The sequence below is a fragment of the Bacillus sp. FSL R9-9492 genome (assembly GCF_038007365.1).
Classification (GTDB): domain Bacteria; phylum Bacillota; class Bacilli; order Bacillales; family Bacillaceae_G; genus Bacillus_A; species Bacillus_A mycoides.
Genome location: NZ_JBBOXC010000001.1, coordinates 730,267 through 752,154 on the forward strand (window position 1 = coordinate 730,267; position 21,888 = coordinate 752,154).

Below are 21,888 nucleotides of genomic sequence, written 5' to 3' on the forward strand. Positions count from 1 at the left end.
CAGATGCCAAATATTGCAGTAGTAGGTAGCATTTCAATGGACTTAGTGGCTGTTTCAAAAATACGGCCGAAAGCAGGAGAAACAGTAATTGGTGAAGCGTTTCATACGATACCAGGAGGAAAAGGGGCCAACCAAGCAGTTGCTGCAGCTAGATTAGGAGCAAATGTAGCGATGGTTGGTGCAGTAGGAAATGATGATTACGGAACAGTAGTTAGAAAAAATTTGGAGAACGAACGCATTTTTATCGACTATGTGGTACCGGTTACAGATAGGACGACAGGAATCGCTCATATCGTTTTAGCAGAAGAGGATAACAGTATTGTTGTCGTACAAGGAGCAAATGCTCTTGTAAATGAGTCGATTGTAGATCGTTCAAAAGACCTTCTTGTAAAAGCAGATATGGTTGTTCTTCAACTAGAGATTCCGCTTGAAACAGTAAAATACGTTCTGGCTATTTGTGAGGAGCATAACATTCCAGTTATGTTGAATCCGGCTCCAGCACAAATCTTATCAGAAGATATTTTAGAAAAAGCGACTTATATTACGCCGAATGAACATGAATGTCGCATCGTATTAAATGATTTCACATCACCAATTGAAGAGTTACTTGCGAAATATCCAAATAAGCTATTGATGACGGAAGGGTCTAACGGTGTTCGTTTCCATAACGGAACGGAAGTTGTTCAAGTTCCAAGTATTGCTGTAGACGTAGTGGATACGACTGGAGCTGGTGATACATTTAACGGCGCGCTAGCAGTTGCACTTTCTGAAGGAGAAATACTTCAAAAAGCAATTCGTTTTGCGAACATTGCTGGTGGTCTTTCTGTAACGAAACTTGGGGCACAGGGCGGTATGCCAACAAGAGATAGAGTACGTGAAGTGCAGGTGATTGTCGGATGAAGAAACACGGTGTATTAAATAGTGAAATTGCGGCGGTCCTTGCTTCACTTGGACATACAGATACGATTGTAATTGCTGATTGCGGGTTACCTATTCCTGATGGAGTAAAACGAATTGATTTAGCAGTTGAAATCGGAAAACCTAGTTTTTTAGACGTATTACAAGTAGTTGCTGATGATATGGCAATTGAAAAAGTGATGTTAGCAGAAGAAGTTATTATAAATAATGCAGAGGTAAATAAAGAAGTTGAGATGCGATTAATAGAGCCAGCATTTGAATATGTGTCTCATAAGGAATTTAAAGAGCATACAAAGAGAGCGAAGGCGATTATTCGTACAGGAGAAGCAACGCCTTATGCGAATGTTATTTTACATGCAGGCGTGATTTTTTAATAAAGGGATGTGATGAGAATGCATATTGAAATGAAGAACATTTCAATAGCGTTCAGTGGTAATCCTGTTCTAAAAAACGCACAGTTTATGATTGAAACAGGAGAAGTTCATGCATTGATGGGGGAAAATGGAGCGGGGAAATCGACGCTCATGAAGATTTTAACAGGTGTATATAAAAAAGACAGTGGAACAGTCATGATTGATGGGAAAGAACGAACTTTTAAAAATGCGAAAGAAGCTGAAGAGTATGGTATTGCATTTATCCATCAAGAGTTGAACATATTACCGAATTTAACGGTAGCTGAAAATATGTTTCTTGGAAAAGAGTTAATGTATGGGAAAACGGGCATTTTACGTACGCGTCAAATGAATGCGATTGCCCAGCAACAATTAGCAGATCTTGGCCTACATGTGAGAGGTGCTATGCTAGCAGGTGAATTATCAGTTGGACAACAGCAAATTATTGAAATTGCTAAAGCATTAATGACAAAGGCGAGCGTTATTATTATGGATGAACCTACAGCAGCATTAACAGATCGCGAAATTGAAACGCTGTTTATTGTTATTAATAAATTACGTAAAGAGGGCGTTTCATTCGTTTATATTTCACACCGGATGGAAGAAATTTTTTCAATATGTGATGCTATTACGATTTTGCGTGATGGAGAATATGTAGGGAAGAGATTAATTCCAGAAACATCATTTGATGAAGTAGTTAGCATGATGGTGGGGCGCAGTATTGGTGAACGTTATCCAGAACGAAATAGTCAAATTGGCGAAGTGATTTTTGAAATGCGAAACGGAACGAAAAAGGGGAAATTTGAAAATGTTTCGTTTCAAGTTAGAAAAGGTGAAATCCTTGGTGTTGCGGGCTTGATGGGAGCTGGTCGCACGGATATTATGAAAGCAATATTTGGATATGAACCGCTCGATTCAGGAAAAATTTTCATGAATGGACAAGAAGTAAAAATTGATAGTCCAATTGATGCGATTAGACAACGAATTGCCTTTATTACAGAGGATAGAAAATCTGAAGGGCTTGTGTTAGATTTTTCGATTCGTGAAAATTTAGCTTTACCAAATTTAGAAAGTCTTTCAAAGGGAAGCGTTGTTAATAAAGGTTTAGAACAGCAATTTACTGAGGATATGATGAAGCTTCTTAATGTGAAAGCAGCAAACGGAGAGCAAGCTGTAAAATCTCTTTCTGGTGGAAATCAGCAAAAGATTGTAATTGCAAAATGGTTAGGTATTCATCCGCAGTTACTCATTTTAGATGAACCAACGAGAGGTGTAGATGTTGGGGCTAAAAAAGAAATTTACTCTATTATGAATAAGCTTACCGAGCAAGGAGATGCCGTTATTATGGTATCGTCTGAGCTTCCAGAAGTTTTAGGAATGAGTGATCGGGTTCTCGTCATTCATGAAGGGAAAATCGGTGGTATTTTAGAGAAAGATCAGGCATCGCAAGAGTCTATTATGGCACTAGCTACAGGGGGAGAGTAAGATATGGCTAAGAAGGGGAATGTATTACAACAACTTGGTTCTTTAATTGGATTAGTATTAATTATCGTAGTAATTACAGCTTTAAATCCAGCATTTATTGAAATTCCAAATTTATTTAATATACTGCGCCAAGTATCGATTAATGCACTCATTGCATTTGGAATGACCTTCGTTATTTTAACAGGGGGTATTGACTTATCGGTAGGTTCTATTTTAGCATTATCAAGTGCACTTGTTGCCGGAATGATGGCAAGTGGCATGGATCCGTTCCTTGCAATGGCAGTTGGATTATTAGCAGGTCTTGCAATGGGGATTGTAAACGGTATCATTATTGCGAAGGGAAAAGTAGCTCCGTTTATTGCAACTTTAGCAACAATGACTATTTTTCGCGGGTTGACGCTTGTTTATATGGACGGACGTCCGATCACTGGTCTTGGTGATCATTTAATGTTCCAAATGTTTGGCCGTGGTTATTTCCTTGGTATTCCTGTGCCAGCCGTTACAATGATGATCGCTTTTGCAGTACTGTACTTTATTTTAAAGAAAACAACGTTTGGTCGCCGTACGTTTGCGATTGGTGGAAATGAAGAAGCGGCAGCTTTATCAGGTATTAATGTTACGAGAATTAAAGTAATGATTTACGGTCTTTCCGGAATTTTGGCAGCGCTTGCAGGTATTGTCTTAACATCAAGGTTAGATTCTGCACAGCCGACTGCTGGTACTTCTTACGAATTGGATGCAATTGCTGCAGTTGTGTTAGGAGGAACGAGTCTTTCAGGTGGAAGAGGATGGATTGTTGGTACATTCATCGGTGTGCTTATTATTGGTGTACTAAATAACGGTTTAAATTTATTAGGTGTATCTTCTTTCTTCCAACAAGTTGTAAAAGGACTTGTAATCTTACTAGCTGTACTAATTGATCGTCGAAAAGAAGCGTAATGGAGGGGCAATTCATGAAAAAATGGTTACTGATACTCGTTGCATGCATCATGGTAGTTACTGCTGGTTGTTCAATGGAACCACCAGAATGGGCAAAGGATTCTAGCGATAAAGGTCGAAATAAAACTATTAAAGTTGGATTTTCTGTTTCAACTTTAAATAATCCATTTTTCGTCACGTTGAAAAAAGGTGCAGAAAAGAAAGCAAAAGATAGCGGCATTGAATTAATTGCTGTTGATGCACAAAATGATGCAGCGAAGCAAACAAACGATGTTGAAGATTTAATTCAAAAAGGTGTCGATGTAATTGTTATTAATCCAACCGACTCAGATGCTGTTGCTTCAGCGGTAAGTGCAGCCAATGCAGCCAATGTTCCTGTTATTACAGTAGACAGAGTTGCAAATTCAGGTAAAGTTGTTTCTCACATAGCTTCTAACAATGTAGAAGGTGGTCAAATGGCTAGTGATTACATTCGGGAAGTAGTTGGTGAAGGAACAAATGTCGCTGAGTTAGAAGGAATACCTGGATCGTCTGCTGCTCGTGAGCGTGGGAAAGGATTCCATAACGTAGCTGATAAGTCTTTAAAAGTAGTAGCAAAACAAGCAGCTGATTTCGATCGTGCAAAAGGGTTATCCGTTATGGAAAATATTTTGCAAGCAAATAGCGATATTAAAGCGGTATTTGCTCATAATGATGAAATGGCATTAGGCGCAATTGAGGCATTAAAATCTGCTGGTAAAACGGATGTAGTCGTTGTTGGATTTGATGCAACGGATGATGCTGTAAAAGCGGTTAAAGATGGGCGTATGGCAGCAACAGTCGCTCAAAAACCGGAATTAATCGGAGAGAAGGCGATGGAAACAGCAAAAGAGATAACACAAGGTAAAAAAGTGGACAAATTTATTCCGATTGAATTAGAGCTTATTAAGAAAAAATAAATAAATATAAAATGAAAATTAGGAAGGAAGAATAACAAATGAAATTTTTTATTGATACAGCAAACATTAACGAAATTAAAGAGGCAAATGCATTAGGCGTAGTAGCTGGAGTAACGACAAATCCATCACTTGTAGCAAAAGAAGGCGTAGATTTCCATGAGCGTATTCGTGAAATTTGCAGCTTTATTGAAGGACCTGTAAGCGCAGAAGTAATTAGCTTAGAAGCTGACAAAATGATTGAAGAAGGAAAAGAGTTAGCAAAAATCGCTCCAAACGTTGTTGTAAAAGTTCCAATGACAACAGAAGGCTTAAAAGCAGTAAAAGCATTCTCAGATTTAGGAATTCGTACAAACGTTACATTAGTATTCTCAGCAGTGCAAGCATTACTTGCAGCTCGCGCTGGTGCGACATACGTTTCACCGTTCTTAGGTCGCCTAGATGATATCGGTCATAATGGTATGGACTTAATTCGCCAAATCGCAGAAATCTTTGCAATTCACGGCATTGAAACAGAAATCATTGCAGCATCTGTACGTCACAGTGTTCACGTAACAGAAGCTGCATTAAACGGTTCACATATTGCAACAATCCCAGCAAACGTAATCGCTTCATTAGTGAAGCACCCATTAACAGATCAAGGAATTGAGAAATTCTTAGCTGATTGGGAAAAAACACAAGAGAAATAATACGAAATGGAGAACCCAAGTTTAATTAACTTGGGTTCTTTTTTTGTTTGAAAGAATTTTCATGCAATTGTGCATATTGTCTTTTAAATTTTTAATATAAGCTATTTAATATATACAAATCACTCTTTATTTTTCACATTTCGACATAAAAAGATAGAGGGTCTGACCAGAAAACTGGAGGGCATGATTCTATAACAGAAAGCTTATTTCTTATAGAATCATGTCTTTTATTATACAAGGGAGGATAGATTACATATTTTTATCTGAAGTTTAAGATTGATACAAGGGGATGATTAAAATGAGAAAAAAAGCGCCATTTAAAGTGTTGTCATCATTAACGATCGCAACACTCATCGGATGCTCAGCTGTAATGAGTGCTCCGTTAGCATATGCAGAAACGTCAGCAAAAGAAGGTGTGTCTACAACGCCAATTGATCATAACTTAATTCAAGAAGATCGTTTAGCGGAAGCGCTGAAAGAAAGAGGAACAATTAATCCAGCATCGTCTAAAGAAGAGACAAAAAAGGCCGTAGAGCAATATATTGAAAAGAAACAAGGGGATCAGGCGAATAAAGAAATTCTTCCCGATGCGAATCAAGAAGCATCTGATTTCGTGAAAAAGGTAAAAGAGAAGAAGATGGAAGAAAAGGAAAAAGTAAAGAAAGCTGAAAAAAATGTTAGCCCTGAGCAAAAGCCAGAGCCAAATAAAAAGCGATTAGATGGGAAAGTTCCAACTTCTAAGGCGAAACAAGCTCCATATAGTGGACCTGTCCGCAATGATAAAGTGTTAGTGTTACTCGTTGAATTTAGTGATTATAAACATAATAATATTGAGCAAACACCAGGTTATATGTATTCGAAAGACTTTAGTAGAGAACATTATCAAAAAATGTTATTTGGTAATGAGCCTTACACATTATTTGATGGTTCGAAAGTAAAAACATTTAAGCAATATTATGAAGAACAGTCTGGCGGTAGTTATACGACGGATGGATATGTAACAGAGTGGTTAACTGTTCCAGGTAAAGCCGCTGATTATGGTGCTGATGGTAGTAGCGGTCACGATAATAAAGGACCAAAAGGTGCGCGTGATTTAGTGAAAGAAGCATTAAAAGCTGCAGCGGATAAAGGATTAGATTTATCTCAATTTGATCAATTTGACAGATATGATACAAATGGTGATGGTAATCAAGATGAATCTGACGGTGTAATTGATCATTTAATGGTAATCCATGCTGGTGTTGGTCAAGAAGCTGGTGGCGGTAAATTAGGTGATGATGCGATTTGGTCACATCGTTCAAAATTAGCAACAGATCCAGTAGCGATTGAAGGTACAAAATCAAAGGTAGATTACTTTGGTGGAAAAGTAGCGGCTCATGATTACACAATTGAACCAGAAGACGGTGCAGTAGGTGTGTTTGCACATGAATTTGGACATGACCTTGGCTTACCGGATGAATATGACACGAAATATACTGGAACTGGTTCACCTGTTGAAGCGTGGTCATTAATGAGTGGAGGTAGCTGGACAGGAAAAATCGCAGGAACAGAGCCAACTAGTTTTTCACCACAAAATAAAGACTTCTTACAAAAGAATATGGGTGGAAACTGGGCGAAAATTTTAGAAGTAGATTACGATAAAATTAAGAGTGGTGTAGGCGTTCCTACATATATTGATCAAAGTGTTACGAAATCCAATCGTCCAGGCGTTGTACGTGTTAACTTACCAGGTAAAAGTGTTGAAACAATTAAACCGGAGTTTGGAAAGCATGCATATTATAGTACAAGAGGAGATGATATGCATACGACATTAGAAACACCATTCTTTGATTTAACAAAAGGAACAAATGCGAAATTTGATTATAAAGCGAATTATGAACTAGAAGCAGAGTGTGATTTCATCGAAGTACATGCTGTAACTGAAGTTGGAACGAAAACATTAATTGATAGATTGGGAGAAAACATAGTCCAAGAAGATAAAGATACAACAGATGGAAAATGGATTGATAAATCATACGATTTAAGTCAATTTAAAGGGAAGAAAGTTAAACTACAATTCGACTATATTACAGATCCAGCTTTAACATATAAAGGTTTCGCAATGGATAATGTAAATGTAACAGTTGATGGACAAGTAGTATTTTCAGATGACGCAGAAGGACAGTCTAAAATGAAGTTAAATGGATTCGTTGTTTCTGATGGGACAGAACAGAAACCCCATTATTATTATCTAGAGTGGAGAAACTATGCTGGATCAGATAATGGATTAAAAGCAGGAAAAGGTCCGGTGTATAATACTGGTCTTGTCGTTTGGTATGCAGATGATAGTTTCAAAGATAACTGGGTTGGGTTACATCCAGGTGAAGGCTTCCTTGGTGTTGTAGACTCTCATCCAGAAGCGTTTGTTGGTAATTTAAACGGGAAACCAGCGTATGGTAATACAGGCATGCAAATTGCAGACGCTGCATTTTCATTTGATCAAACACCTTCATGGAGTGTAAATTCATTTACACGAGGACAGTTTAATTATACTGGATTACAAGGTGTTACAACGTTTGATGATTCAAAGGTATACAGTAATAAGCAAATTGCTGACGCAGGACGCAAAGTTCCAAACCTTGGCCTTAAATTCCAAGTTGTTGGACAAGCAGATGATAAGTCTGCAGGTGCTGTTTGGATTAAACGTTAATAACATAAAAGCACATTCTTCATATGAAGAGTGTGCTTTTTAATTTGTACAGTAAGTTATTATTTTAGCTTATGTAATACAATTGTCTGTTCATATGTAGTGTATCAAATTATGTGGGTAAAGGAAATATTTCCGAGGAAATTGTCGAAGTATCGTCGGTATTTATACACTTTCTTTGTAGAAGAAGAAATGTAGTATTGCCTTTACAGTTTAATTTATTTACATTGATATTTGGTTATATACAAAAGTAATATATATTAGGCAATAAAAAGAGTTCTATTTAATAGAACTCTTTTTTGATGAGTAGAAAGGAGGGGGACAAATGAAAGAAACAATTGCATGTCCACAATGTGAAGAGAATATTACTGCACAACATATTATCGACATCCCACATCCTTTTTCATTAAGGTGTCCGCATTGTAAGGTGAAGCTGAAAGAAATGAGGATAACACCATGTTTAATATTAGCGGCAATCTGTGTTATCCCACTGTTTATTATTATTGGAGAGAGTATTAAAGAATTGCTAGTAAAACATTTTTCTATTATAGACAATGTACCAACCGTACTTATTTTCTTCTTATTTTGTTATCCGTTGTATTATTTCTATGAAAAATATAATGCCATATTATTCATTAAATATGGTTTATTGAAAGTTAAAAGTTAAAAGTTAAAAGTTGAATTGAATAGGAGATTATCATTATGTTGTGGAAAATTTATTTGGTAATTGTAGCGATATTAGCTATTACTTCGCTAGTGAGAGGGATGTTTCAAACACCGATTCAAAAGTTTGATTTTGTAGTGTCTATTATTACATGGATAGGACTATTTGGATTTGTTTTTGATGTACAAATATTGACGCCGATCGTTTGGCAATGCATCTTCGTATTTAGCATCATTTGGACTTTAACTGCAGTTTTTGTTTTACGATTATATGAAGAGAAAGATGAGCCATTACCTTTTGTATTTAAATTAATTGGCATTATCCCAACTTTTCCGTTATATTACGGATTATATCAATATGCATTTAAAAAAAAGATAATGATGGAATTAACCCATCATTGTCTTTTTTACTTTGCTTCTTACAAAAATCATTCCAGCAAATGTTAACAAGAATGCAGTTCCGATAACGAAGCTGACGCTAGGCGATGCCCCGATTGCTCCGACTGTAAAGGAGCCAGCAACAACTCCTAACGAGAAGAATGCATAAAACAATCCGAATGCTTTCCCTCGGTTACTATCTGTTGTATTTTCAACAAGTAAAGCATTAATTGCTGGGAAGAGGATAGCGAATCCAATTCCATAAATTATCATAACGATAAAGAGCATGCCTTTTGTTGCAAATAATCCGAGTAAAGATAACGCTAGTGCCATTACTGCAATCCCGATTAGCATTAGTTTGGAACGATTAAATCGATCGTAAATGCGATTTGTTGGCAGTAAGAAGAAGAGGATAGCGGTAATTCCGAATACACTTAACATCATGCCTGTTGTAGATGCTTTAAGTGCTAATGCCTCAACTTTTACTGGTAACATATAAGTGACAATCCCTTGTGAAAACATTAGTGTGAAAGCACCAATATATGCTTGTAATAACGGTTCTGATTTCAATAGTTCAATCATATCTTCTTTGTTCATCATTTGTGTTCTTGATGTATCTTTTCTTGATACGTTATTTGGTAAGAAGAATAGAGATACGATTGTACCAAGGACCATTAAAATAGAAATAGTAATGAACACCCACTCTATACCAGCTGTTGCTTTCATAATGCCGCTGAAAGCAGGTCCTACGATTGCAGCTGTTCCAACAGCGGCACCAGATAGAGCCATTGCTTTACCTTGCCTTGCTGAATTCGTTTGCTTTGATAAAAACGTAAAGGCAGCAGGAATTAAAAATCCGTCACTAAAACCGTGCATAAAGCGCACAACTAATAGTTGTTCACCACTTTGAACAACGGTGTATAACAAGACTATGAAACTCGTAAGTCCCATGCTTATATAAAGTATTTTTTTTGCACCAAATTTATCGACAGCAGCGCCAGCAATAATATTACCGATCATATTAGCGAATGAGTACATACCGACAACTAGCCCAATAATAAGAGGAGATCCTCCAAGACTTTGAGCGAACGTACTCATAATAGGTAATTGTGAAAATGTATCTAGAAACGCTACGATAACAATAAAGTAAATAAAATATTTCAAGCGATATTCACCTCTCCTATGCTATTATGGCATAATGCTAATTTCAACCGCAATGAAATTAGCATTAACAGATGTGGAAAAAAGTACAAAGTGACAAAATATTGAACGTTATTTGTTAAAATTTAGTGGAAATGAGATTGTTTTTTTGAAATATATGGATGGAAGTATTATAATAGATTTGTAAACTTCACCAGGTTAAGTATATACGTAGAGAGGGATGTATAAAATGAAAGCACTACTTTGGCATAATCAACGTGATGTACGAGTAGAAGAAGTACCAGAACCAACTGTAAGACCAGGAGCAGTTAAGATTAAAGTTAAATGGTGTGGTATCTGCGGAACAGACTTGCATGAATATTTAGCAGGACCTATTTTTATTCCAACAGAAGAGCACCCATTAACACACGTAAAAGCACCGGTTATTTTAGGTCATGAGTTTAGTGGTGAGGTAGTTGAAATCGGTGAAGGCGTTACTTCTCATAAAGTGGGAGATCGCGTCGTTGTAGAACCAATTTATTCTTGTGGTAAATGTGAAGCTTGTAAACACGGACATTACAATGTTTGTGAACAACTTGTTTTCCACGGTCTTGGCGGAGAAGGCGGCGGTTTCTCTGAATATACAGTAGTACCAGAAGATATGGTCCACCATATTCCTGATGAAATGACGTATGAACAAGGTGCACTTGTAGAACCAGCAGCAGTAGCAGTTCATGCAGTACGTCAAAGTAAATTAAAAGAGGGAGAAGCTGTAGCGGTATTTGGTTGTGGTCCGATTGGGCTTCTTGTAATCCAAGCAGCAAAAGCAGCAGGAGCAACTCCTGTTATCGCAGTGGAACTTTCTAAAGAACGTCAAGAGCTAGCTAAATTAGCAGGTGCTGATTACGTATTAAATCCAGCAACTCAAGATGTACTAGCAGAAATTCGTAACTTAACAAATGGTTTAGGTGTAAATGTGAGCTTTGAAGTAACAGGTGTCGAAGTAGTACTTCGTCAAGCGATTGAAAGTACAAGTTTTGAAGGACAAACTGTAATTGTTAGTGTGTGGGAAAAAGATGCGACAATTACGCCAAACAACCTTGTACTAAAAGAAAAAGAAGTTATCGGTATTCTTGGATACCGTCATATCTTCCCAGCTGTTATTAAATTAATTAGCTCTGGCCAAATTCAAGCAGAGAAATTAATTACGAAAAAAATCACAGTGGATCAAGTTGTTGAAGAAGGATTTGAAGCACTTGTAAAAGATAAAACACAAGTGAAAATTCTTGTTTCACCTAAATAATAGAGAATAGTAAAAAGTAGCCCTTTTCTAGAAATAGAAGAGGGCTACTTTTTTTCTATACAGAAAGGTGATAGACTTTCCTTTAACTACAGGTATTTTGTTTGGAAGGGGAAGTCTAATGCTTTCATTTATGTTGACATTGAAACGGATGTTAAGAGCCTGTTTACGAGCATGGAAAGATAAAGAATTTCAAGTATTATTCGTATTAACATTTTTAACATTAACATCGGGGACGATTTTTTATAGTACAGTTGAAGGATTACGTCCTCTTGACGCTTTATATTTTAGTGTGGTCACGTTGACGACTGTCGGTGATGGGAATTTTAGTCCGCAAACTGATTTTGGAAAGGTATTTACGATTTTATACATATTTATCGGGATTGGATTAGTGTTTGGATTTATTCATAAATTGGCAGTTAATGTGCAACTGCCAAGTATATTATCGAAAAGAAAAAAAGAGTAAAGCGGTTAATCGCTTTACTCTTTTTTTACATTAGTTTAGACAAGTATTTGCAGTAGCTTAACAATATTTTATTACAATGTAAGTGTATTCATTCATTATATTCACTATGTATAAAGTTATAATGATATGAACATTTGCATATTTTAATTTATTGATAGAAATTTTGTGAAAGGTGGGATATTCTAGTCATAGGTTAACCGGAAGACATCGTAGGATCCTAACAAAATATGAAAAATAATTCAATTATAAAATGGAGGATTTCAGATGAAAAAGAAAGTTCTTGCTTTAGCAGCAGCTATTACATTAGTAGCTCCGTTACAAAGTGTTGCATTTGCTCATGAAAATGATGGGGGAAGTAGAATAAATATAGTTCACCGCTGGTCTGCTGAAGATAAGCATAAAGAAGGCGTAAACTCTCATTTATGGATTGTAAACCGTGCAATGGATATTATGTCTCGTAATACAACACTTGTAAAACAAGATCAAGTTGCACTATTAAATGAATGGCGTACGGAGTTAGAGAACGGTATTTATGCTGCTGACTATGAAAATCCTTATTATGATAATAGCACATTTGCTTCACACTTCTATGACCCTGACAATGGAAAAACTTATATTCCATTTGCAAAGCAGGCAAAGGAAACTGGAGCTAAATATTTTAAATTAGCAGGAGAGTCATACAAAAATAAAGATATGAAACAAGCATTCTTCTATTTGGGGTTATCTCTTCATTATTTAGGGGATGTAAATCAACCGATGCATGCGGCAAACTTTACAAATCTTTCGTATCCACAAGGGTTCCATTCTAAATATGAAAACTTTGTAGATACGATAAAAGATAATTATAAAGTAACGGATGGAAATGGATATTGGAACTGGAAAGGTACAAATCCAGAAGATTGGATTCATGGAGCGGCAGTAGCTGCGAAACAAGATTACTCTGGCATTGTAAATGATAATACGAAAGATTGGTTCGTGAAAGCAGCTGTATCACAAGAATATGCAGATAAATGGCGCGCTGAAGTTACACCAATGACAGGTACGCGATTAATGGATGCACAACGTGTTACTGCTGGATACATCCAGCTTTGGTTTGATACGTACGGAAATCGTTAAATATTTGAAAAAGGTCAAATCTCAGAATAGAGTATTTGGCCTTTTTATCACTACACAGTACATGGAGGTATGAAACGTGAAAGGTAAATTGCTAAAAGGTGTACTTAGCTTTGGTATTGGTTTAGGAGCTTTATATAGTGGATCTTCAGCTCAAGCAGAAATGTCTATAAATCAAAATAATACTTTAAAAGTGATGACGCATAATGTGTACATGCTATCAACGAACTTATATCCGAACTGGGGACAAAATGAGCGTGCTGATTTAATTGGGGCAGCGGATTATATGAAAAATCAAGATGTTGTTATATTAAATGAAGTATTTGATAATAACGCTTCAAATCGCTTATTAGGAAATTTGAAGAAAGAATATCCAAATCAAACGGCAGTATTAGGTCGTAGTAGTGGAAGCGAGTGGGATAAGACGTTAGGAAACTATTCATCTTCGACTCCTGAAGATGGAGGTGTAGCGATTGTGAGTAAATGGCCAATTGTTGAAAAGATTCAATATGTATTTGAAAAAGGATGTGGGCCAGATAACTTATCAAATAAAGGATTTGTATACACAAAAGTTAAGAAAAATGATCGTTTCGTTCATGTAATTGGGACACATTTACAAGCTGAAGATAATATGTGTGGACAAACTTCGCCAGCAGCTGTACGTACAAAACAGCTACAAGAAATTCAAGAGTTTATTAAAAATAAAAATATACCAAATAACGAGTATGTGTTAATTGGTGGTGATATGAATGTGAATAAAATAAATGCTGAGAATAATAGTGACTCAGAGTACGCATCCATGTTCAAAACATTGCACGCTTCTATTCCATCTTATACTGGACATACTGCAACTTGGGATGCGACGACAAACAGTATTGCGAAATATAACTTCCCCGATAGCCCTGCCGAGTATTTAGATTATATTATTACAAGTAAGGACCATGCTAATCCATCGTATATAGAGAATAAGGTGTTACAGTCGAAATCGCCACAATGGACTGTTACGTCATGGCTCAAAGAATATACATATAATGATTACTCGGATCATTATCCAGTAGAGGCGACTATTTCTATGAAGTAGAGTAGCCTTGAAAAAGTTTCTTCGTAAAGAAGAAACTTTTTTTATTTGAAAACAGGAAAATCATTTTTTCTTTCCAATATGTATAAGACATATATAGAAGAGGAGAGAAAACTGTGGATAGAGGAATTTTTAAGGAAGTTCCATTACCGTGTGCATTTTTAGATGAAGTGGCTTTAGAGAGGAACATTCAATCGATTATAGAGTTAAGTGGAGATAAGAAGATTCGTATAGCGAGTAAATCATTACGCTCTGTTCCAATTATGAAAAAGATTTTGGCTGCAAATAATCGCTTTCAAGGTATTATGTGTTTTTCTCCTAGAGAAGCTTTGTTTTTAATTGAACAAGGATTTAATGATTTATTGCTCGGATATCCTGTTTATGATGAAAGAGCTTTACATGAAATTAGTTTGCTGACAAAGCAAGGGCACATTATAACTTGTATGGTGGATTGTGAAGACCATATTACTTATTTAGAAAAAATTGCTGAGAAGTCTAAAGGGTGTTTTCGCGTTTGTTTGGATATTGATATGAGTAGTCGTTTTTTGAAATTTCATTTTGGTGTAAAAAGATCCCCGGTAAAAGATGTGCAGAGCGCTTTGAAAATAGTAGAAAAGGTGAAGGGCTCATCATATTTAATACTAGATGGTGTAATGGGATATGAAGCTCAAATTGCCGGGGTGGGGGATCATATACCGAATCAATGGATGAAAAGTAAAGCTGTTTCGTATTTAAAGAAGAAATCAGTGTTAGAGGTTAAAGAAAGAAGAGAACGTATCGTAAAAGAAATACAAAACCTTGGTATTGAACTAAGATTTGTAAATGGGGGAGGAACAGGAAGTATAAAAACAACTGAGCAAGATAACTCAGTTTCAGAGATTACTGTAGGATCCGCCTTTTACTCTCCTAAACTGTTTGACTATTATAAAGAAGTAAAATTTCAGCCAGCTGCCGGATTTGCTTTACCAGTTGTACGCAAACCGGCTCCTTTTATTTATACTTGCCTAGGTGGCGGATATATTGCCTCAGGTGCAGTTGGTAAAGATAAAGAGCCTGAGGTTTGGATGCCGCATGGTGCAAAACTATTAGCTTTAGAAGGTGCTGGTGAAGTGCAAACGCCAATTTTTTATGACGGTGAGGAACGAGTAGCGATAGGAGATTCTATCTTGTTTCGTCATAGTAAAGCTGGAGAGTTATGTGAGCGTTTTCCTGTTTTGTATCGCATTAAACAAGGGGAAATCGTTGGAGAGTATTCAACATATCGGGGGGATGGACAATGCTTTCTATAAAGGGACAAAAATGGAGAAATTGGACAGGGAATGTAGAAGGAACACCGCATTATACGATGTATCCAAAAAGTATACAAGATGTAGTAGAAGTTGTGGGGCTTGCACGAAAAAAAGGAAAGAAAATTCGTGTTGTCGGTTCAGGGCATTCTTTTACACCTCTTGTGCAAACGGAAGAAATTTTAGTTTCTTTAGATGAATTGAAGGGCATTGCAAATATTGATGCAGAGAAGGAGACTGTTGAAGTATGGGCGGGAACAAAGCTACATGATTTAGGGAAGTTACTTCAGGAAAAAGGTTATGCGCAAGAAAATTTAGGAGATATTGATTCACAATCTATTGCAGGAGCGATTAGTACGGGGACTCATGGGACGGGTGTTACATTTGGGAGTTTATCAACACAAGTTATAGAGATCACGGCAGTTTTATCAACAGGTGAGAGTATAGTTTGTTCAGAAACCGAGAACGCCGAATATTGGAAAGCATTTCAGTTGTCGCTTGGAATGCTGGGTATCATTGTAAAGATAAAATTGAAGGTTATCCCAGCGTATTCGCTTGTTTATGAAAGTGAAAAACAATCATTGTCTACTGTAATGAACAAACTAGAAGAATATAGGAAGAATCGTCATTTTGAATTTTTCGTTTTTCCTTATTCAGATGAAGTGCAAGTGAAATTTACAAACGAAACAGCGAGTAAAGAAAGTGATTTGAAATGGCACAAACTAAAGGTGGAGTTACTTGAAAATAGGATGTTCTCTTTATTATCTAAAGGGTGTAAATGGTTTCCTTCTATAAGTAAAGGAGTAAGCCGATTATCAGCTAAGGCTGTACCGAACACGAAAATAATTGGACCAAGCTATGAAGTGTTCGCTACATCACGTACAGTTCCATTTTATGAAATGGAGTACAGTGTCCCTTCAAAGGATATGAGGGCTGTTGTAGAAGAAATTTCAAATCTTATTGAAAAGAAAAAGTATAAGGTGCACTTCCCGATTGAATGCCGCTACGTGAGAGGTGATGATATATGGCTCAGTCCAGCATATGGAAGAGATTCAGCGTATATAGCTGTTCATATGTATAAAGGTATGAAGTATGCCGCTTATTTTGGTGAAGTGGAGAAAATTTTTCTAAAGTATGAAGGGCGCCCACATTGGGGGAAAATGCATACGTTAACGTACGAAAAATTGCAAAATATATATCCAGAATTGCATTCGTTTCTAAAAGTGAGGAAGTCACTAGATGAAACAGGAATATTTTTAAGCCCTTATACAGAAAAGTTATTTACGATTATGAAAAAAAGCTGACAAATTAGTATTTGTCAGCTTTTTTAAGTGTAATTGCATTTCTTGTATGACTAATACGCTCGTAAAATAGTAATTTATCACTGCTAAATACATGTAATAAAACATGAATAATAAATAGCCCGTTAATTACAAATTGGAATAACAGTATAACTAGTAATACTAAGGGCTCTGTATGATTTAAAATAGAGCTACTAGAAAGAATGTAATTGATTCCACCTAAAATGAAATAGAATATACCGTAACGAATGAATAATTCTTTTAGTGTAATACGCTCTGCTTGTCCTTTAATGTAAATACGAAGCAACGCTTTCCCTATTGTTCTTCCATTTGTAAAATATGGGATGATAATAAAGTAAATTAAGATTGAACATGTAATGAAAAGAAGTTCGTATACATTTGTATAAGATTGGATGTTAGAAATAAATAGTGAGTTTCCTTTGTTTTTAATGAAAGGTACAACGATAGATAAGAAAATCCAATCAATCTGCATAGCGAGGAGACGACGAACGAATCCGACTGGTTTCGTTTCCAAATCAATATGACTATCTAATTCGCTTGTTTTTGGCAGGAAGTACGTAAATATTGGTGCAATGATAAAACCGATTACGCCGCCTAGTGTGTTTAAAAACAGATCGTCGATATCGAATAAGCGATATGCACAATTATAAATACCATATAATCCAGTTACTTGTGTTAATTCAAAGAACAGTGAAAGGCAAAAAGAAATGCACACTGTTTGGAAGAAACTACGTCGGAAATAATAACGTAAGTAAATACCAAATGGAACGGTTAATAGAACGTTAAAAGCAACTTGTAAAAATGCATATTCTTTTAATAACAAGAAATAAGTAGTAGGTTTCGTTAAAATTGCCGATGTATGATTACTAATCTCTTGTATGAAATAAAATGGTGAGAGTTGCATATGCTGTGTATTAGCGGGTTGTAGGCTACAAGTATCATACGTTTGTGGTAACGGCAAAATAACAAGAAAATAGGCATTTAATAAGTAAAGTAATAATGAGTATAAAATAAATGAGCGCCATTTATTTACATAACCGTATTTTCGATAATTAAATATTAAAAAAGGAATTAATAGAAACATTGCTAAAATAGGAAATAAAATAAAAGCTGTTTTTACTGGAAATAAATATGCAGTCAAAATGAAGCTCCTTTCAATGAAATTTCGTTTATCATTATAGCGCTTAAAAGAATGTAAAACAAAGTTGAAATAGCTCGAAATAGAAAAAATTACAAATTTAAAATAGATTAAGTTATAATAAGTTTAATATAAAGATATTATGATTATACAAGTTGAAAGAGGGTACATGATATGCAATATGAGCTTTTTTCGGTAAGCGGGGATCATATTACAACTTTTGAAAGCACATGGCGTTTTCAAGAGGGGGAACAGATTTTTGTTCATGATGATAATACAAAACGAAATTTTATTATTATTCGCTTAACACATGATTTATTTCAAAAAAATACACATGTTATTCGCTTGTATTGTCAGGAAAAGAAAGTTTATGCATAAGGAAAAACCACTTACTGTATGAGGGCAGTAAGTGGTTTTTTATCCCGCTATTTGTGGGCAGTAAAACTCCCACCTCAAAATTCAGGTGGAGCAAAGAAGTTAGGCGGGAGCCCTGCTGCCGGTAAAAGCCCGATTGGTGAGGGCTAATAATCAGGAGGGATGAACAAAACCCCCACTGATTAAAGTTTCATTTTATAAGAAAATGATAGTTAGCACACCTACGATAATACAGTAGAAAGAGAAGTATTTTAAATTTCCCTTTGCCATAATGTTCATAAACCATTTTAATGAAATATATGTCATGACAAATGTTGCGATGAAAGCAACAATATAAGGTACAAATAATGTATCTAAATTTGGATCGTTTGCAATGTCTGTAATACTTAACAATAAACCACCTAAGCTAACAGGAATGTATAGTAAGAATGAGAAGCGAAGAGCTGTTTCTTGCTTCATACCAAGTAACATTGCTGCCACGATTGTAGCACCTGATCTGCTTATACCAGGAATTAGTGCGCAAGCTTGTGCTAGACCAATAATGATTGCATCTTTCATAGAAAGGTCGCCATCATTTTTACGTCCACGCAAGTTTCGAATAATCCAAAGGCCGATAGCAGTAATAAGAAGGGAAATCCCAACCATTTTAACACCTTTTAAATAGTGGTCGATATAATCTTTAAATAAAACTCCAATTACACCTGCTGGAATGGTTGCAATAACAAGGTAAATAATAAAGAAGAAATCTGATTTTGCATCTTCTGCTCTTGTGAATATATAAGATAGACCATTCTTTGTTAGACGAATTAAGTCATTTCTATAAATAAGTAATACAGCTAATAATGAAGCTGAATTAACAAGTAGCTCAAAGCTAAACCCTTCTATTTTTAGTCCTAGCAAATGCTGTGCTAAAACGAGGTGACCGCTTGAAGAAATCGGAATTGGCTCTGTTAGCCCTTGGAACAGACCAAGAATTAAATATTTTAAAATGTAGTGAAATTGTTCCATAATAACCTCCTTGTTTATTAGTCGAAAGAAACAACTTTTCCATTATAGCAAAAGAGAGGATGAATATTGAGAAGAAATAAATATTCGAAATATAATAAAAATCCCTTATACCGGTATAAGGGATTTTTATTATTAATGAGAAGCTACTGTTTCTTGAAGACTTTTTGATAATTGAACATCGACTTTTTCAGCATCATGAATGTGATTCATAATAGTAGTATTTAATTTTTGGAACATTTGCTGTGTATTTGCAAATTCTCGTAATATATCATCATTACAAGATTTTTGGTTTTCGATAGCTTTAATAACATTTGTAGCGCCACTTTGTAATGTTTGAATCATTATTAAAATATTTTCAATTCTAGCGTTAGTATCGGCGCTCATTTCTACACCTTCATCAACTAAATGTAAATTATCTTTTGTATTTTCGTACGCTTTTTCAATTTCCTCTTGGATTTTTTTCGTTAAATTGCCAATGTTTTTTGTACTCTCCGCTGTGCTTTCTGCTAGTTTTCTTACTTCATTGGCAACAACAGCGAATCCTTTTCCATGCTCTCCAGCACGTGCAGCTTCAATACTTGCATTTAACGCTAATAAATTTGTTTGCGCAGCAATGTTTTGAATTACTTCTACGATTTGCTCGATTTCTTTTGAGCGTTCACTTAAATGATTCATACTATTAGACGTGCGCTGAGATTGTTCACCTAATTTATTAATTACAATAAGTAAACGGTGAACAGATTCTTTTCCTTCATTAGAGCAATCGATAATTTCTTCAATAGACTGAATTAAGCTTTGTTCTTTTTGTAACATTTCACTATTTAATTCATTGGAATGTGTCGTACGTGTTGAAACATTTTCAAAACATGAGTTTAAATGTTGAATTAAATTTTGGAGTGTATGGTGCTGGTTATTTACAAGTTGATGCTCTTGAACAACGCTTTGTACACGGTCGTGGATAGAAGCAATAGCCTCTTGGCTTTCAATATCTTTTTGTTTTAATTCTGTTTCTAGCTCTTGTATACGATTTTCTAATTGATCAATTTTATGTTGGAGTGCTTTCTTTTGAGTAAACATGTATTTATCTCAACCGCCTTTAGAAGTTATATTTTCTCTATATTTGGATTTTAGCATCTTTTATAATTTTTAAATATAGGAATTGTTAAATATTTAAGAATCTATTACATTTTATTCATAATTCCCCTTTTTTGTCATGAAAAATAAACTGTATTTAATGGTCCTGTAAACAAACTGTAAAATAAATCATGTATAACTGTATAAGAAGGGAGTCGGATTATGAACTATTTTAAGCGAATCAGTAGTCTAGTATTAGCAGGAATTATCGTTCTTTCTAGTACAGTCGCTGTAAAAGCAGAGTCAAACGACGAGAAACTTAACAACATGCAACAGCAATTGCAGCAAAACGATGCAGATATGCAGAAGAAAGAGCAAGAGAAGCAAGCTGTTAGTAAAGAAATTCAAGGTATCGAAAACGAACTACATAATTTAAATAATACAATTGCAAAAAATAAAGAGGATCAAGCTGCTATTCAACATAAAATCGATGAAACACATAAGCAGATTGAACAAAAAAAAGCAGACATTATCGTTTTAGAAGATAAAGTCCTTGCTCGTAAGGATATTATGAACAAACGTATGGTTTCTGTTCAAAATAGCTCAAATACGAGTTTAGTAGTAGAAGTTGTTGTAGAATCAAAAAACTTTGCAGATTTCATACAACGTATGAACGCAGTTACTACTATTCTAGAAGCAGATAAAGAAATTTTACGTCTACAAGAGCAAGATCTTCGTCAAATTGAGGAAGATAAAAAAGCAATCGACGAAAAAGAAGAGTCTTTAGTAGTAGATAAGCAAAAATTAGCAAAAACACAGGCTGATTTGCAAGATAACTTGAAAAAGCGTCAGGATAACTTACAAACAGTTCAAGCTAAATATAATGCGATTGCAAACCAAATTAATTTAGCAGCAGAAGAAAAAGCAAAAGTTGAAGCAAATATGAAAGCAGTACAAGAAACAATTGCTCGTGAACAAGAAGCAGCAAGAATTGCAGCAGAAGAGCGGGCAAAAGCTGAAGCAGCTGCAAAGGCTGAGCAAGAAGAGTTAGCAAAAGCGAAGGCAGCAGCAGCTAAGCAAAAAGAAGAACAGGCAGCTAAGCCAGCAGAGCCTGTAGCTAAAGATACAACACCAGCACCACCTAAGCCAGATCCAAAACCAGCTCAAGGTGGAAAAGAATTTTATGTAACAGCAACTGCTTATACAGCAGATCCAGCTGAAAATGGCTATAAACCAGGTGAAATTGTAAAATCTAGACAAGGGCATAACTTGACTGCAAATCCAAACATGAAACTAATTGCTGTAGATCCAGCTGTAATTCCGTTAGGTTCTACTGTATATGTAGAAGGTTATGGAACAGCGGTTGCCGGAGATACTGGTAGTGCGATTAAAGGTCATATAATTGATTTATTAATGCCTGATTCAGCTACAGCTAATAATTGGGGCAGAAGAAGTGTTAAAGTTACAATTTTAAACTAAAACGAAATCCAACTTTACAAAACG

At 35.6% G+C, this 21,888-nt stretch carries 19 protein-coding genes and 2 pseudogenes; 17 read left to right on the plus strand and 4 right to left on the minus strand.

Going from position 1 to position 21,888, the window contains the following annotated elements; all coding sequences use genetic code 11:
• Window positions 1-3: 3 nt before the first annotated feature.
• The 9 genes and pseudogenes from rbsK to MKY70_RS03590 form a co-directional block, all read left to right on the plus strand.
• Window positions 4-900 carry a ribokinase gene (gene rbsK, locus MKY70_RS03550; RefSeq protein ID WP_002140386.1) on the plus strand — a complete coding sequence of 299 codons (897 nt, stop codon included), beginning with the start codon at window positions 4-6 and terminating at the stop codon, window positions 898-900.
• The gene (rbsD, locus tag MKY70_RS03555) at window positions 897-1,292 is read left to right on the plus strand and encodes a D-ribose pyranase (RefSeq protein ID WP_002125248.1); all 396 of its coding nucleotides are present in this window, start codon (window positions 897-899) and stop codon (window positions 1,290-1,292) included. Before rbsK ends, rbsD begins: the two co-directional genes overlap by 4 nt.
• 18 nt (window positions 1,293-1,310) lie before the next feature.
• Window positions 1,311-2,795, plus strand: coding sequence for a ribose ABC transporter ATP-binding protein RbsA (rbsA, locus tag MKY70_RS03560; RefSeq protein WP_341074458.1), 1,485 nt, complete (start codon window positions 1,311-1,313; stop codon window positions 2,793-2,795).
• Between the two features lie 3 nt (window positions 2,796-2,798).
• Window positions 2,799-3,734, plus strand: a complete 936-nt coding sequence (locus tag MKY70_RS03565) for an ABC transporter permease subunit (RefSeq protein WP_001074640.1) — start codon at window positions 2,799-2,801, stop codon at window positions 3,732-3,734.
• Between the two features lie 14 nt (window positions 3,735-3,748).
• Window positions 3,749-4,672, plus strand: coding sequence for a ribose ABC transporter substrate-binding protein RbsB (gene rbsB / locus MKY70_RS03570; protein ID WP_002090926.1), 924 nt, complete (start codon window positions 3,749-3,751; stop codon window positions 4,670-4,672).
• Between the two features lie 38 nt (window positions 4,673-4,710).
• The gene (gene fsa, locus MKY70_RS03575; protein WP_000667669.1) at window positions 4,711-5,358 is read left to right on the plus strand and encodes a fructose-6-phosphate aldolase; all 648 of its coding nucleotides are present in this window, start codon (window positions 4,711-4,713) and stop codon (window positions 5,356-5,358) included.
• A 298-nt stretch (window positions 5,359-5,656) separates the two neighbouring features.
• Window positions 5,657-8,047: a M6 family metalloprotease immune inhibitor InhA2 gene (inhA2, locus tag MKY70_RS03580; RefSeq protein WP_341074459.1), complete on the plus strand. Its 2,391-nt coding sequence runs from the start codon at window positions 5,657-5,659 to the stop codon at window positions 8,045-8,047.
• 322 nt (window positions 8,048-8,369) lie between these two features.
• Window positions 8,370-8,711 carry a hypothetical protein gene (locus MKY70_RS03585; protein WP_002029794.1) on the plus strand — a complete coding sequence of 114 codons (342 nt, stop codon included), beginning with the start codon at window positions 8,370-8,372 and terminating at the stop codon, window positions 8,709-8,711.
• Window positions 8,712-8,746: 35 nt separating this feature from the next.
• Window positions 8,747-9,073, plus strand: a pseudogene (locus MKY70_RS03590) (hypothetical protein); the annotation flags it as partial.
• Between the two features lie 21 nt (window positions 9,074-9,094).
• Here the strand turns inward: MKY70_RS03590 and MKY70_RS03595 are convergent.
• Complete coding sequence (locus MKY70_RS03595; RefSeq protein ID WP_063225704.1) at window positions 9,095-10,249, minus strand: MFS transporter; 1,155 nt, start codon at window positions 10,247-10,249, stop codon at window positions 9,095-9,097.
• A gap of 226 nt (window positions 10,250-10,475) precedes the next feature.
• Here MKY70_RS03595 and bdhA point away from each other — a divergent pair, with 226 nt between their 5' ends.
• From bdhA to MKY70_RS03625, 6 genes are all read left to right on the plus strand, one after another.
• Window positions 10,476-11,528 carry a (R,R)-butanediol dehydrogenase gene (bdhA, locus tag MKY70_RS03600; RefSeq protein ID WP_000645834.1) on the plus strand — a complete coding sequence of 351 codons (1,053 nt, stop codon included), beginning with the start codon at window positions 10,476-10,478 and terminating at the stop codon, window positions 11,526-11,528.
• A 118-nt stretch (window positions 11,529-11,646) separates the two neighbouring features.
• A complete protein-coding gene (locus MKY70_RS03605; protein ID WP_063225705.1) occupies window positions 11,647-11,991 on the plus strand; it encodes a potassium channel family protein in 345 nt (114 codons plus the stop codon).
• Between the two features lie 264 nt (window positions 11,992-12,255).
• The gene (gene cerA, locus MKY70_RS03610) at window positions 12,256-13,107 is read left to right on the plus strand and encodes a phospholipase CerA (protein ID WP_002029789.1); all 852 of its coding nucleotides are present in this window, start codon (window positions 12,256-12,258) and stop codon (window positions 13,105-13,107) included.
• Between the two features lie 76 nt (window positions 13,108-13,183).
• Window positions 13,184-14,185, plus strand: a complete 1,002-nt coding sequence (gene sph / locus MKY70_RS03615; protein WP_063225706.1) for a sphingomyelin phosphodiesterase — start codon at window positions 13,184-13,186, stop codon at window positions 14,183-14,185.
• Window positions 14,186-14,298: 113 nt separating this feature from the next.
• A complete protein-coding gene (locus MKY70_RS03620) occupies window positions 14,299-15,471 on the plus strand; it encodes an amino acid deaminase/aldolase (protein WP_063225707.1) in 1,173 nt (390 codons plus the stop codon).
• Complete coding sequence (locus tag MKY70_RS03625) at window positions 15,459-16,772, plus strand: D-arabinono-1,4-lactone oxidase (RefSeq protein WP_341023225.1); 1,314 nt, start codon at window positions 15,459-15,461, stop codon at window positions 16,770-16,772. Before MKY70_RS03620 ends, MKY70_RS03625 begins: the two co-directional genes overlap by 13 nt.
• 4 nt (window positions 16,773-16,776) lie before the next feature.
• Here MKY70_RS03625 and MKY70_RS03630 read toward each other — a convergent pair whose 3' ends face one another.
• A complete protein-coding gene (locus tag MKY70_RS03630; RefSeq protein WP_341074460.1) occupies window positions 16,777-17,931 on the minus strand; it encodes a VanZ family protein in 1,155 nt (384 codons plus the stop codon).
• A 171-nt stretch (window positions 17,932-18,102) separates the two neighbouring features.
• Here MKY70_RS03630 and MKY70_RS03635 point away from each other — a divergent pair, with 171 nt between their 5' ends.
• Complete coding sequence (locus MKY70_RS03635; protein ID WP_002010557.1) at window positions 18,103-18,306, plus strand: hypothetical protein; 204 nt, start codon at window positions 18,103-18,105, stop codon at window positions 18,304-18,306.
• 192 nt (window positions 18,307-18,498) lie between these two features.
• On the opposite strand, the gene MKY70_RS03640 is transcribed toward MKY70_RS03635, so the two are convergent.
• Together MKY70_RS03640 and MKY70_RS30755 are read right to left on the minus strand one after the other, a co-directional pair.
• On the minus strand, window positions 18,499-19,311 hold the full coding sequence (locus MKY70_RS03640; protein WP_063225710.1) for an undecaprenyl-diphosphate phosphatase: 813 nt from the start codon (window positions 19,309-19,311) through the stop codon (window positions 18,499-18,501).
• A gap of 132 nt (window positions 19,312-19,443) precedes the next feature.
• A pseudogene (locus tag MKY70_RS30755) lies at window positions 19,444-19,962 on the minus strand (methyl-accepting chemotaxis protein); the annotation flags it as partial.
• Between the two features lie 645 nt (window positions 19,963-20,607).
• On the opposite strand from MKY70_RS30755, the gene MKY70_RS03650 reads away from it, so the two are divergent.
• Complete coding sequence (locus tag MKY70_RS03650) at window positions 20,608-21,864, plus strand: 3D domain-containing protein (protein WP_063225712.1); 1,257 nt, start codon at window positions 20,608-20,610, stop codon at window positions 21,862-21,864.
• Window positions 21,865-21,888 lie beyond the last annotated feature (24 nt).

What these genes read in the sequence shown, in the direction of transcription:
- cerA (WP_002029789.1), top strand. Translation starts at nt 12,256, where the DNA reads ATGAAAAAGAAAGTTCTTGCTTTAGCAGCAGCTATTACATTAGTAGCT.
- rbsB (WP_002090926.1), top strand. Translation starts at nt 3,749, where the DNA reads ATGAAAAAATGGTTACTGATACTCGTTGCATGCATCATGGTAGTTACT.
- rbsA (WP_341074458.1), top strand. Translation starts at nt 1,311, where the DNA reads ATGCATATTGAAATGAAGAACATTTCAATAGCGTTCAGTGGTAATCCT.
- MKY70_RS03605 (WP_063225705.1), top strand. Translation starts at nt 11,647, where the DNA reads ATGCTTTCATTTATGTTGACATTGAAACGGATGTTAAGAGCCTGTTTA.
- MKY70_RS03650 (WP_063225712.1), top strand. Translation starts at nt 20,608, where the DNA reads ATGAACTATTTTAAGCGAATCAGTAGTCTAGTATTAGCAGGAATTATC.
- rbsD (WP_002125248.1), top strand. Translation starts at nt 897, where the DNA reads ATGAAGAAACACGGTGTATTAAATAGTGAAATTGCGGCGGTCCTTGCT.
- MKY70_RS03585 (WP_002029794.1), top strand. Translation starts at nt 8,370, where the DNA reads ATGAAAGAAACAATTGCATGTCCACAATGTGAAGAGAATATTACTGCA.
- MKY70_RS03635 (WP_002010557.1), top strand. Translation starts at nt 18,103, where the DNA reads ATGCAATATGAGCTTTTTTCGGTAAGCGGGGATCATATTACAACTTTT.
- inhA2 (WP_341074459.1), top strand. Translation starts at nt 5,657, where the DNA reads ATGAGAAAAAAAGCGCCATTTAAAGTGTTGTCATCATTAACGATCGCA.
- bdhA (WP_000645834.1), top strand. Translation starts at nt 10,476, where the DNA reads ATGAAAGCACTACTTTGGCATAATCAACGTGATGTACGAGTAGAAGAA.
- fsa (WP_000667669.1), top strand. Translation starts at nt 4,711, where the DNA reads ATGAAATTTTTTATTGATACAGCAAACATTAACGAAATTAAAGAGGCA.
- MKY70_RS03565 (WP_001074640.1), top strand. Translation starts at nt 2,799, where the DNA reads ATGGCTAAGAAGGGGAATGTATTACAACAACTTGGTTCTTTAATTGGA.
- MKY70_RS03625 (WP_341023225.1), top strand. Translation starts at nt 15,459, where the DNA reads ATGCTTTCTATAAAGGGACAAAAATGGAGAAATTGGACAGGGAATGTA.
- MKY70_RS03640 (WP_063225710.1), bottom strand. Translation starts at nt 19,311, where the DNA reads ATGGAACAATTTCACTACATTTTAAAATATTTAATTCTTGGTCTGTTC.
- rbsK (WP_002140386.1), top strand. Translation starts at nt 4, where the DNA reads ATGCCAAATATTGCAGTAGTAGGTAGCATTTCAATGGACTTAGTGGCT.